Annotated in this window: 11 protein-coding genes; all 11 read right to left on the reverse strand. The window is 64.1% G+C overall.

Translation table 11 applies throughout. The annotated features are described in order from the left end of the window. Positions 1 to 81: 81 nt before the first annotated feature. A protein-coding gene (locus BST10_RS21505; protein WP_109559611.1) for an IS3 family transposase occupies positions 82 to 1,484 on the reverse strand; the annotation gives its coding sequence in 2 pieces (ribosomal slippage) (positions 82 to 1,140 and positions 1,143 to 1,484; 1,401 coding nt in all). Between the two features lie 160 nt (positions 1,485 to 1,644). Continuing rightward, the gene (locus BST10_RS21510) at positions 1,645 to 2,466 is read right to left on the reverse strand and encodes a mycofactocin-coupled SDR family oxidoreductase (RefSeq protein WP_083040618.1); all 822 of its coding nucleotides are present in this window, start codon (positions 2,464 to 2,466) and stop codon (positions 1,645 to 1,647) included. A 19-nt stretch (positions 2,467 to 2,485) separates the two neighbouring features. Beyond that, on the reverse strand, positions 2,486 to 2,896 hold the full coding sequence (locus BST10_RS21515; protein WP_083040620.1) for a Zn-ribbon domain-containing OB-fold protein: 411 nt from the start codon (positions 2,894 to 2,896) through the stop codon (positions 2,486 to 2,488). Continuing rightward, entirely contained in the window at positions 2,893 to 4,029 is a 1,137-nt protein-coding gene (locus tag BST10_RS21520) for a thiolase C-terminal domain-containing protein (RefSeq protein ID WP_083040622.1), read from the reverse strand. The genes BST10_RS21515 and BST10_RS21520 overlap by 4 nt, the downstream gene beginning before the upstream one ends. Before the next feature lie 13 nt (positions 4,030 to 4,042). After that, positions 4,043 to 6,193, reverse strand: a complete 2,151-nt coding sequence (locus BST10_RS21525; RefSeq protein ID WP_083040631.1) for an acyl-CoA dehydrogenase family protein — start codon at positions 6,191 to 6,193, stop codon at positions 4,043 to 4,045. 27 nt (positions 6,194 to 6,220) lie between these two features. Continuing rightward, positions 6,221 to 6,808, reverse strand: a complete 588-nt coding sequence (locus BST10_RS21530) for a nitroreductase family protein (RefSeq protein ID WP_242665682.1) — start codon at positions 6,806 to 6,808, stop codon at positions 6,221 to 6,223. 20 nt (positions 6,809 to 6,828) lie between these two features. Then, positions 6,829 to 7,110, reverse strand: coding sequence for a hypothetical protein (locus BST10_RS21535; RefSeq protein ID WP_235673558.1), 282 nt, complete (start codon positions 7,108 to 7,110; stop codon positions 6,829 to 6,831). Positions 7,111 to 8,070: 960 nt separating this feature from the next. After that, positions 8,071 to 8,481, reverse strand: a complete 411-nt coding sequence (locus BST10_RS21540) for a Zn-ribbon domain-containing OB-fold protein (RefSeq protein ID WP_083040620.1) — start codon at positions 8,479 to 8,481, stop codon at positions 8,071 to 8,073. Continuing rightward, positions 8,478 to 9,614 (reverse strand): thiolase C-terminal domain-containing protein, encoded by a 1,137-nt coding sequence (locus BST10_RS21545; RefSeq protein WP_083040622.1) that lies wholly within the window; start codon positions 9,612 to 9,614, stop codon positions 8,478 to 8,480. The genes BST10_RS21540 and BST10_RS21545 overlap by 4 nt, the downstream gene beginning before the upstream one ends. A gap of 13 nt (positions 9,615 to 9,627) precedes the next feature. After that, on the reverse strand, positions 9,628 to 11,778 hold the full coding sequence (locus BST10_RS21550; RefSeq protein WP_083040631.1) for an acyl-CoA dehydrogenase family protein: 2,151 nt from the start codon (positions 11,776 to 11,778) through the stop codon (positions 9,628 to 9,630). A 191-nt stretch (positions 11,779 to 11,969) separates the two neighbouring features. Next, complete coding sequence (locus tag BST10_RS21555; RefSeq protein WP_083040633.1) at positions 11,970 to 12,332, reverse strand: DUF4286 family protein; 363 nt, start codon at positions 12,330 to 12,332, stop codon at positions 11,970 to 11,972. Positions 12,333 to 12,754 lie beyond the last annotated feature (422 nt).

Consider the following 12,754-nt stretch of genomic DNA (forward strand, 5'->3'; position numbering starts at 1 on the left):
GCGGGATACCTGCTTGCACGTCCCATAACTCGAATCCTCCCAAGATCGGGAGTCTCCGGACTTACCGGGACGGCTCAGGTGTTAGGCGGCTGCTGTTTGGTTCTCCTGTTCGGCTGGTTTGGGTGGGTTGATCGCGGCGGCCTCGGGTAGGTCGATGACCTTGGGTGCGTGATCGGCGCCGAAACGGTGCGGGTGGCGCGCTCTGGCCTCTGCGAGTACGGCGCGGCGCTGGGTGTCTTTGGCGGCCGCCAGGCCGTAGAAGACGTCGGCGGGAGTGTGCAGGCCGATGCCGCTGTGCCGGTGCTGGTGGTTGTACCAGTCCACGAAGTCATCCATGAAATACCTGGCGTGGTGGATGGATTCGAAGCGCTCGGGGAACATCGACGCGTATTTGAGTGTCTTGAACCAGGATTCACTGTAGGGGTTGTCGTTGGAGACCTTCGGCCGTGAATGCGATCGGGTAACACCGAGGTCTGCGAGCAGGCCGGCGACGGTATTGCTGGTCATCGAGGTGCCCCGGTCGGCGTGCACAACGTGCGGGATGCCGTAGGTGCCGAAGATCTGCTCCATCATCTCCTTGGCCAGCACCCCGCATTCACGGGCATGCACGTGCACCCCGACGATGTAGCGCGAGTAGATGTCGATCATCACGTAGGCGTCGTAGTAGATGCCCTTGGCCGGGCCAGCCAGTTTGGTGATGTCCCACGAATACACCTGCCGGGGTGCGGTAGCGACCAGTTCCGGGCAGACCGTCTTGCGGTGCCGCGCCAGCCGGCGACGCTCCTTGACCTGCTTGTTCGCGTTGAGCAGGCGATACATCGTGGAGATCGAGCACAAATAGGTCTCTTCGTCGAGCAGGGCGGCCCACACCTGCACCGGGGCGGCGTCGACGAAGCGGGCACTGTTGAGTTCTGCAAGGACCCGGGCGCATTCGGCGGCGGTGAGCTTGTTGACCGGTACTCGGACCGCCGGCTGCGCTGGTGCCGGCTTCGGCTTGGCGCGACGCACCGCAGTCGAGCGGTGCATGCCGGTCAACGCCGCCGCGGAGCGGGTGGTGATCCGGTGTTGGCGCAGCTCATTCCAGGCGTCCATCAGCGCTTGGTCGGCTTGTCGGGCTGCTCCGCGCTCTCGGAGAGACTTTCCAAGAGCGCATGCGCTTTTCCCATGATCTCCAAGGCGACCTCGGTGGTAGCCAACCGCTTGTTCGTCTTGTCGAGTTCCCGCTTGAGCCGGGCGATCTCGGCCTGCTCGGGTGTGAGCTTGCCGACCGGGCTGCCGACCGGTTTGCCCTCGAGCACCCCGGCGTCGCGTTGTTTGCGCCACTCGCTGATCTGCGAGGAGTACAGGCCCTCCCGGCGCAGGAAGGCACCGCCATCGTTCGTGGCGCAGGCCTGCTCGTAGGCGGCCAGGTGGGCCAGCTTGTCGGCCGGGCTGAACGAACGGCGCCGTCGAGGGCCGCCACCGCGTGGATGGGTTGAATCCATGTGCGCATTCTCCCCGGCTACCGCCAGGCTGGAAATCGTCATCGTCGAGTTGATCCGTATCTCGCCCTGCAGGCGGACTTGCTATGAACCGTTGGACTCAACTCACCCTGACACGCAGGGCACCCCGCCACGCCGTACCGAACGTCCGTGGTCGGTACAACTAGGTCATATTCATGCCGGCGTCGAGCATCAGCGTGGTTCCGGTGTAATACCGGCCACTGTCCGAAACCAGGAACAGCACCGTCTCGGACACATCAGCGGGTTCGATGATGGTGACGGGCAGGGCATTCGTCATCGCTTTGACGAGATGTTCGTGCTGGGCGATCACCTCGAACAGTGCCGGGTTCTCCACAATCATGGAGGTGTTGACACCGGTCGGTGCGATCGCCATGACCCGGATGTTCTTGGCGGCCAAGCGCTGCGCGTAGGCACGCACAAGACCGGTGACGCCGATCTTCGCCGCGGCGTAGGCATCAGCGCCACCGCTGCCGTCGGTAAGTGCTTTCAGACCGGCCATGGAACTGGTGGCGACGATGGCACCGCCCCGGTCGGACTCCGTCATGTGGGCGCTCGCGATCTGCAGGGTGTTCCAGACACCGGTGAGCATGACACCGATGCCGAGATCCCAGGCCGCCTCGGGATCGGGCTCGTCGACACGGTTCAGCAGGATGCCGGCATTGGCCACCACCGTGTCGATGTAGCCGAACTCGGCGACGCCTTGGTCGAACGCGGCCTGTAGGGCTTTGCGGTCGCGGACGTCAGCGTGGCAGGCGATCATCCGCCGACCGGTCTTCTCTACCAGGTTCGCGGTCTCCTCGAGGTCTTCCGGGGTGGCCATCGAATACAAGACGCCGTCGAGTTGGCGGCAGATGTCAACACCGACAATGTCGGCGCCCTCTTCGGCCAGTCGGACAGCGTGGGAACGCCCCTGACCCTTGCCCGCTCCGGTGATGAAGGCGACGCGTCCGTCCATTTTTCCCATGTGTTGCTCCCTGTGCTGGCTATGTGATGACGAATTCGGGGATACGGTAACCACTCTCGCCGAGATCGGCGATGCGCAGTTCGACTTGCTGGCCGATGCGCACGTCGGCCGGGTCGGCATCGATGACGGCGTTGATCCGCAGGCCGGGCTGCTCGGCCAATTCGACAAGACCGACGACGTACGGTGGTGTCCGGCCCGGAACGAGGGCTTGGCGGACCACGATGTAACTGAAGATCGTGCCCTTGCCGCTGACTTCCTCGAAATGAACGGGACCACCGGTGACCCGGCTACGTTCCAGCGGTGGGTGGATCCACGTGCCGGTGTCGTCGCAGCGGCACAGCATCAGCTTGCCGTTTTTCAACCCCTCCCAGTACGGCACTGTGTCTGGGTCCGGAACCGGAATGGGAGGTAGCAACGCTGGATTGGTCATGGTTTCTCCCTGCTGTAGACGTTCGCCCCACCGAAAGGTCCGCCGCCGGCGGTGACCAGCGCGAGCTGGGCGTCGTCGACCTGACGCGCTCCGGCCGCATGGCGCAGTTGCAACGCGGCTTCGTAGTGGTGGTTGAGGCCGTGGATGTAACCCTCGGACAGCAGGCCCCCGTGCGGATTGACGACGACATCGCCGCCATAGGTGGCACGCCCGGTGGAGAAGAACTTGCCGACCTCTCCTTTTTCGCAGAACCCGAAGCCCTCCATGGTCGCCATCACGGTGTAGGTGAAGCAGTCATACATACAGGCGACATCCATGTCCGCTGGTGTCAATCCGGTCTTCTGCCAGATCTTTGGACCGGCCGTACGCGAATACATTTCGGTGGGATCATCCCATTCGGTCCAGCCTGCGCCGCCCTGAGAGTTCGACGATCCGACCAACCAGATCGGGGGCTGCTTGGTGTTGCGGGCGATGTCCTCACCGGTGATCAGGATCGCCACCGCACCATCTACCTCAGTCGTGCAGTCCAGCACCCGAAACGGTTCGTTAATCCAGCGCGCGGCCAGGTAGTCGTCCATGGTGAGCGGCTCGCGGCGCAGCGCATGCTCATTAGGCCCGGCGTGGCGGCGCTGCGTGATCGCGATCTGCCCGAGATCCTCACACGTCGAACCGTACTCGTGCTGATGCCTGCGGGCCCACATCGCAAACCATTGTGGCGGCACCATAAACCCCGAGGCGGTGTCGAATTGGTCGTGATGCGGTACCTGCATCGGTCCGTCGACGTGCCCCAAGCGGTAGCCGGAACGGCCGTTGAGCGACCGGTAGACAAGTACCGCCTTGCAAATGCCAGCCTCGATCACCGCTGCAGCAGTGGCGATCTGGTCAGCCACCAGGTTCCCACCGCCATACATGGCGTTGGCCCACGCGAGCTCATCGATACCGAGCCCCCACCCGACGAAAATCGGCTGCTCGGAGTCGTTGACCATGTAGGTGCAGATCCCGTCGATATCGCCTGGCGTCAGCCCGGCATCGGCGATCGCGTCCCGGCAGGCCGCCACCGCCATTCCTCGGGTAGTTCGGCCGGAGTTGCGGCTGTAGGTGGTGCGTCCGATCCCGACGACGGCACAGGTCATGTCGTGCTCCGTTCTACTTGGGCGCCGGATCGCGGGGCAGGCGCAGGATGCGTTCGGCAATAAGATTTCTGACGATCTCTGAGGTTCCGCCCGCGATCGTCAGGCACCGACTGAACAGGTAGTCGTGCACCACCTGCGGCTCACCACCCAGCAGGATCGCCGGACCCGCGATGCGCAATCCTAGCTCGGCGACGCGCTGGGCGTGTTCGGCCCCGAAGAGCTTGGCGATGTTGCCTTCGATGCCCGGACCCGCATCGAAAACCGCGCGCGCGGCCTGCCGCAGGTTCATCGCGGCCAGCGTGTAGGCCTCAATGAGCAGCGCACCGACTTCGCGGGCCAGCCCAGTGTCGCCGGCCCGATGACGGGACAGCAAGTCGATGAGCGCGTCGGCAGTCATCGTGACCGAGCCGCCGCCGATGGACACCCGTTCGTTGCCGAAGGCCGCCGTCGCGACCGCCCATCCAGCGTTCACCTCACCGACGACCGCATCGTCGGGCACGAAAGCATCATTGAAGAACACTTCGTTGAACAGGGTTTCGCCGGTCAGCTCGGTGAGCGGGCGGATCTGCACGGCCGGGTCGGCAAGGTCGATGATCATCGCCGTGATGCCCTTGTGCTTAGGCACGTTCGGGTCGGTACGCACGGTGGCCAAACCGCGCTGGCAGTTCACCGCATCGCTAGTCCACACCTTCTGGCCGGTGATCACCCAGCCGCCATCGACGCGCTTGGCCTTAGTGGCCACCGCCGCCGCATCCGAACCGGCACCAGGCTCACTGAACAGCTGACACCAACGCAACTCGCCTTCCAAGCTGGGCCACAGCAACCGCTCCACCTGGTCGGCGCTGCCGTGTTGCAGCAGCGTCGGTATCACCCATTCCCCGAGCCCGAGGCTGGGCTTGTCCAGACCACTCAGAGCATCCTCGATGACCAGCTGCTCAACACTGTCAGCGGCCCGACCATACGGCGCCGGCCAGTGCGGTTGCAGATAACCACTACGGGCCCAAAGCTTCTGGCGACCACCGACGTCGGTGGACTCCAATTCGGCACGGAAGTTCAGCGCCGCCTGGCGGTACTGCTCTGCACCCTCGGGTAGCTCAACGGCGTGACCGCGCCGCACCCCTTGCTCATGGAGCCCAACAACCTCGTCTCGGAGCCCATCCTGACCGCCGGTAAAAGCCAGCAGCACAGTTGCTCGTCTGACATAAAGGTGCGCGTCGTGCTCCCACGTGTAGCCGATTCCACCGTGCACCTGCACGTTCTGCAGCGCCACCCGCTGATACGCGGCCAGCGCATGCCCCGCGGCCATCGCCGCCCCAAGGTCGGCTTCCGCACCCGTGGCACGGGCAGCATCCCAAGTCGCCGCGACGGCAAGCTCGGTATCGACGAGCATGTTCGCACAGTGGTGCTTGACTGATTGGAACGAACCGATGGGCCTACCAAACTGCTCCCGGGTAGCGGCATACGCGGTCGCCTGCTCGGTGCACGCGCTAAGCCCGCCGACCGCTTCGGCAGCAGCCAGCAACCGCACAATCCGCCCAGCGACCGACGCAGCACCGGTGAACACCTCGGCAACCGGCACCTCAGACAACTCAAGGACAGTGACCGGCCGCATCAACTGATCCACCGAGTGGGTGCGTGTCGCCCGGACCGAATCGCCCGCTTCCACCAACACCAGATCATCACCCACCGGCAACAAGAACACATCGGCACTCAACTCACCGATCGTCGCGACCGCACCGGCACTGACGATCGAATCCGCCAGTCGGGCCTCACTTTCCGACCCGACACCCGCGACAATGTCACCCAACACCAACCGCGGCAGCCAACGCTTCCGCTGTTCATCAGTGCCAACTTCGGCAATCACCGCAGAAGCCACAACGGTCGGAAGAAAAGGCCCACCAATAGCCGCACGACCGAGCTGCTCAAGCACAATAGTCAGCTCCGGCACACCATAACCCTGCCCGCCGAACTCTTCGCCGACATGCAACCCCAACCAGCCGGTGGAAACGATCTCCTTCCACAACCCATCGCTCTCCCACCACCGCCCACCTTGCTGCTCGTCAAGCAAGATCTGCCGCGCACTCGCAACACCGTTGCGGCCCGCCACCATCGCCCTAGCCACCTCGGCCAGCGCACGATGATCTTCCGTTATCGCCAAAGACACGGGGAGTACTCCATTCTCATCAGATTGTCACCAGGTGTTGCCGTACCGCTCCCGGAATGTCACCGAGGACGCGGGCCGGCGGCGGGGCGCTGACAGCTGCCTGGCGGGTGTGCCCAGGTAGACGGCTGCCATCGGGAGCAGGGTATCTGGTAATGCCAGCTGTTCGCGGACGCGGTCGACGCCGAATGTCGTCAGGCCGGTCGTCAGGCAAGAGCCATAGCCCAGGTCGGCCGCGGCCAGCAGAAGGTTCTGCACCGCCGGATAGATCGATGACGGAGCATAGATCTCGGCGACGCGTTCGGTGTCGGCGCAGACCGCGATGACGACAGGCGCCGCCGCGAATCCCCCTCTGTTGAAGCCATATTCCAGGTCGGCGATCAGCGCCTTATCGTCGAGGCTTTGGCGGATGAAGTCGCCGCCGCCGGCGTTCCACGTCTCGGTCCACCACTCGGCGAGCAGCAGGCGCGTGTTCGGGTCACGGACCACCACGAACACCCAGGGCTGGGTGTTCTCGGCACTGGGGGCGTGCACCGCTGCCTGCAAGATCTGCTCGACGTCAGCGTCGGGGACGTCAGCGTCGGGGTCGAAGCGCCGACAGGCACGCTGAGCGTGCATGACGGTCAGTAGGTCGCCCACTACTGTTCAGCCACTCGGCGTGGGCCGCGGGGCTTCCAGCCCGTCAGCGAGACGGTGGTGGGGTCCAGCGTTTCGTGCAACGACAACTTGCCCGTCATCACACGTTTGAGGAATTCCGCCATCACCGTGTCAGGGTCGCGGTCCAGTTCGTAGATCACCAGGTAGCGGTGGCTCGGCGGTGGCAACACCGCCGGCAGATCCTCGTCCTCGGGCACCGTGACCTCGGAGAGCTCGTAGCGCTGCGCCGCAACCACGCCCGGCACGTCGAGAACCTCCGTCACATGCTGGGTGTCGTACCACTCGTTGAAGGCCTCGTCTTGGCCCCGGCACGGGGTTGGTGAGCACAAGAAAGAGGTTCTCGGCCACTGATTGCCCTTTCTGATCGGGTCATACAATCCGTTGTGGTCAGATTATGGCAGTTGACTGTCACAGTCAACGCGGGGTGGCGATTCGGCCGTCATTGACCACAAAGACCTTGTCACGGATGTGCAAAGTGCTCCTCGCGCAGTTCGGCCTTACCCACTTGCCCGTTGAGGTCCGGCCCAGCGCCTCGATGATCGCCAGTCGGCCCACCCCGCCCGCCGCGGGCTCACCCCAACTGAGTTCGCCCTACAATGGACCACGACCCAACACCAGCTAGCCGCATAGCGCCTGGACCATCAATCGGGCCCCCTCAAGACTGCCAGGCGCGCCGGAGCAGGCCAGCCACGATGACGTCCGGCAAGCCTCCTCGGGTTTGTGCGCCGCGCTGGATCTCGCCTCGGGGTCAGCTAGATCGACCCATGGCACGCCCTACCACTCCCAGGATTCCTGGCATTCCTCAACAAGATCGACGCCGAAGTCCCCATAGATCCCGACGTGCACCTGGTATTGGATAAGGCGTCGACCCGCACGACTCCGACGGTGAAGCGTTGGCGGCAAGCCATCCCGGCTTGTACTGCACTTCGCCCCGACGGGCTCATCGTGGCTCAACTTCGTCGAATACTGGTTCGCGGAGGTGGCGACCCAGCAGCTGCGCCGTGGCACCCCTACCTCAGTGCCTCCACTCAACGCCTACATCCGCGCCTGGATCCAGACTCGGAACGGCAACCCGCCCTTACGTCTGGAGCAAACCGCCGACCAAATCCTGGCCCGCATCGGCAAACTACCGCGGCCGAATTAATGCCTCACGGCACTAGTCCGCTCCGGTGATGAAGGCGACGCGTCCGTCCATTTTTCCCATGTGTTGCTCCCTGTGCTGGCTATGTGATGACGAATTCGGGGATACGGTAACCACTCTCGCCGAGATCGGCGATGCGCAGTTCGACTTGCTGGCCGATGCGCACGTCGGCCGGGTCGGCATCGATGACGGCGTTGATCCGCAGGCCGGGCTGCTCGGCCAATTCGACAAGACCGACGACGTACGGTGGTGTCCGGCCCGGAACGAGGGCTTGGCGGACCACGATGTAACTGAAGATCGTGCCCTTGCCGCTGACTTCCTCGAAATGAACGGGACCACCGGTGACCCGGCTACGTTCCAGCGGTGGGTGGATCCACGTGCCGGTGTCGTCGCAGCGGCACAGCATCAGCTTGCCGTTTTTCAACCCCTCCCAGTACGGCACTGTGTCTGGGTCCGGAACCGGAATGGGAGGTAGCAACGCTGGATTGGTCATGGTTTCTCCCTGCTGTAGACGTTCGCCCCACCGAAAGGTCCGCCGCCGGCGGTGACCAGCGCGAGCTGGGCGTCGTCGACCTGACGCGCTCCGGCCGCATGGCGCAGTTGCAACGCGGCTTCGTAGTGGTGGTTGAGGCCGTGGATGTAACCCTCGGACAGCAGGCCCCCGTGCGGATTGACGACGACATCGCCGCCATAGGTGGCACGCCCGGTGGAGAAGAACTTGCCGACCTCTCCTTTTTCGCAGAACCCGAAGCCCTCCATGGTCGCCATCACGGTGTAGGTGAAGCAGTCATACATACAGGCGACATCCATGTCCGCTGGTGTCAATCCGGTCTTCTGCCAGATCTTTGGACCGGCCGTACGCGAATACATTTCGGTGGGATCATCCCATTCGGTCCAGCCTGCGCCGCCCTGAGAGTTCGACGATCCGACCAACCAGATCGGGGGCTGCTTGGTGTTGCGGGCGATGTCCTCACCGGTGATCAGGATCGCCACCGCACCATCTACCTCAGTCGTGCAGTCCAGCACCCGAAACGGTTCGTTAATCCAGCGCGCGGCCAGGTAGTCGTCCATGGTGAGCGGCTCGCGGCGCAGCGCATGCTCATTAGGCCCGGCGTGGCGGCGCTGCGTGATCGCGATCTGCCCGAGATCCTCACACGTCGAACCGTACTCGTGCTGATGCCTGCGGGCCCACATCGCAAACCATTGTGGCGGCACCATAAACCCCGAGGCGGTGTCGAATTGGTCGTGATGCGGTACCTGCATCGGTCCGTCGACGTGCCCCAAGCGGTAGCCGGAACGGCCGTTGAGCGACCGGTAGACAAGTACCGCCTTGCAAATGCCAGCCTCGATCACCGCTGCAGCAGTGGCGATCTGGTCAGCCACCAGGTTCCCACCGCCATACATGGCGTTGGCCCACGCGAGCTCATCGATACCGAGCCCCCACCCGACGAAAATCGGCTGCTCGGAGTCGTTGACCATGTAGGTGCAGATCCCGTCGATATCGCCTGGCGTCAGCCCGGCATCGGCGATCGCGTCCCGGCAGGCCGCCACCGCCATTCCTCGGGTAGTTCGGCCGGAGTTGCGGCTGTAGGTGGTGCGTCCGATCCCGACGACGGCACAGGTCATGTCGTGCTCCGTTCTACTTGGGCGCCGGATCGCGGGGCAGGCGCAGGATGCGTTCGGCAATAAGATTTCTGACGATCTCTGAGGTTCCGCCCGCGATCGTCAGGCACCGACTGAACAGGTAGTCGTGCACCACCTGCGGCTCACCACCCAGCAGGATCGCCGGACCCGCGATGCGCAATCCTAGCTCGGCGACGCGCTGGGCGTGTTCGGCCCCGAAGAGCTTGGCGATGTTGCCTTCGATGCCCGGACCCGCATCGAAAACCGCGCGCGCGGCCTGCCGCAGGTTCATCGCGGCCAGCGTGTAGGCCTCAATGAGCAGCGCACCGACTTCGCGGGCCAGCCCAGTGTCGCCGGCCCGATGACGGGACAGCAAGTCGATGAGCGCGTCGGCAGTCATCGTGACCGAGCCGCCGCCGATGGACACCCGTTCGTTGCCGAAGGCCGCCGTCGCGACCGCCCATCCAGCGTTCACCTCACCGACGACCGCATCGTCGGGCACGAAAGCATCATTGAAGAACACTTCGTTGAACAGGGTTTCGCCGGTCAGCTCGGTGAGCGGGCGGATCTGCACGGCCGGGTCGGCAAGGTCGATGATCATCGCCGTGATGCCCTTGTGCTTAGGCACGTTCGGGTCGGTACGCACGGTGGCCAAACCGCGCTGGCAGTTCACCGCATCGCTAGTCCACACCTTCTGGCCGGTGATCACCCAGCCGCCATCGACGCGCTTGGCCTTAGTGGCCACCGCCGCCGCATCCGAACCGGCACCAGGCTCACTGAACAGCTGACACCAACGCAACTCGCCTTCCAAGCTGGGCCACAGCAACCGCTCCACCTGGTCGGCGCTGCCGTGTTGCAGCAGCGTCGGTATCACCCATTCCCCGAGCCCGAGGCTGGGCTTGTCCAGACCACTCAGAGCATCCTCGATGACCAGCTGCTCAACACTGTCAGCGGCCCGACCATACGGCGCCGGCCAGTGCGGTTGCAGATAACCACTACGGGCCCAAAGCTTCTGGCGACCACCGACGTCGGTGGACTCCAATTCGGCACGGAAGTTCAGCGCCGCCTGGCGGTACTGCTCTGCACCCTCGGGTAGCTCAACGGCGTGACCGCGCCGCACCCCTTGCTCATGGAGCCCAACAACCTCGTCTCGGAGCCCATCCTGACCGCCGGTAAAAGCCAGCAGCACAGTTGCTCGTCTGACATAAAGGTGCGCGTCGTGCTCCCACGTGTAGCCGATTCCACCGTGCACCTGCACGTTCTGCAGCGCCACCCGCTGATACGCGGCCAGCGCATGCCCCGCGGCCATCGCCGCCCCAAGGTCGGCTTCCGCACCCGTGGCACGGGCAGCATCCCAAGTCGCCGCGACGGCAAGCTCGGTATCGACGAGCATGTTCGCACAGTGGTGCTTGACTGATTGGAACGAACCGATGGGCCTACCAAACTGCTCCCGGGTAGCGGCATACGCGGTCGCCTGCTCGGTGCACGCGCTAAGCCCGCCGACCGCTTCGGCAGCAGCCAGCAACCGCACAATCCGCCCAGCGACCGACGCAGCACCGGTGAACACCTCGGCAACCGGCACCTCAGACAACTCAAGGACAGTGACCGGCCGCATCAACTGATCCACCGAGTGGGTGCGTGTCGCCCGGACCGAATCGCCCGCTTCCACCAACACCAGATCATCACCCACCGGCAACAAGAACACATCGGCACTCAACTCACCGATCGTCGCGACCGCACCGGCACTGACGATCGAATCCGCCAGTCGGGCCTCACTTTCCGACCCGACACCCGCGACAATGTCACCCAACACCAACCGCGGCAGCCAACGCTTCCGCTGTTCATCAGTGCCAACTTCGGCAATCACCGCAGAAGCCACAACGGTCGGAAGAAAAGGCCCACCAATAGCCGCACGACCGAGCTGCTCAAGCACAATAGTCAGCTCCGGCACACCATAACCCTGCCCGCCGAACTCTTCGCCGACATGCAACCCCAACCAGCCGGTGGAAACGATCTCCTTCCACAACCCATCGCTCTCCCACCACCGCCCACCTTGCTGCTCGTCAAGCAAGATCTGCCGCGCACTCGCAACACCGTTGCGGCCCGCCACCATCGCCCTAGCCACCTCGGCCAGCGCACGATGATCTTCCGTTATCGCCAAAGACATTTCACGCCTTACTGGTTGGAGCTGGTTGGGCTGGTCGGATCACCAGGGTGCGCCGAACTTTTCGCGGTCGTGGCTTTGGTGCCGGGTCGACACCGAACTTGGTCCAGCCGGTGGTCGGTCAGGAACCGTAATCCGAATCAAATCGCCTGCGGGCGCGCGGTGGCCGCATCACGGTTCGGAGTTCGGTCACCTCAGTCGGCCAACCGGCGTTCCCCGCGGGGCGTCCAGCCTGTCATCGAGATGGTGGACAGGTCGAGCGTCTCGCCCAGTGACAGCTTGCCGGACACCACCCGCTTGAGGAACTCGGCCATTACCGCCTCGGGCTCCCTGTCCAGCTCGTAGATCACCAGATAGCGGTGGGCCGGCGGCGGCAGCTGCGTTGGCAGTTCTTCGTCGTCGGGAATCTTCAACTCGGCGAGGTCGTAGCGCTGCGCCGCAACCACACCCGGGACGTCGAGCACCTCTGGCACATGGGTCGAGTCGTACCACTTGTTGAAACTTTCGTCTTCACCCTCGATGGGATTGGTCAGAACGACGAATCTATTTCCGGTCACGGATATACCTTTCCGACGAATCCACTCAGGTCGACCAATGGAACCACACTATGGCAGTTGACTGTCACCGTCAACGCGGGTGCGACGGACCGAACGAAGCAGCACGCCCTCGACCACTGAGGCGCCCGCGCGCGTTGTTCGGCCGGTCGCGAGCGGAGTGCGGCACCTCTCGAACGCCCGTCCACTCGGCCAGTACACCGCCGGTGATCACGTCGCGGGCATTGCTGGGAGTGCCCTCGCCCAACTCTGCTCGGCCATGCCGGCGCCCGTCGTCGCGGCGTCCGACACCGGGGAGACGCACTCGACGTCGAGATCTAAACGCAGCTGGCTCCTGATCTCGTCGGGTGAGCCGTCCCGGTAAGTCCGGAGACTCCCGATCTTGGGAGGATTCGAGTTATGGGACGTGCAAGCAGGTATCCCGC

The organism is Mycolicibacter algericus DSM 45454 (assembly GCF_002086455.1).
Lineage (GTDB): Bacteria > Actinomycetota > Actinomycetes > Mycobacteriales > Mycobacteriaceae > Mycobacterium > Mycobacterium algericum.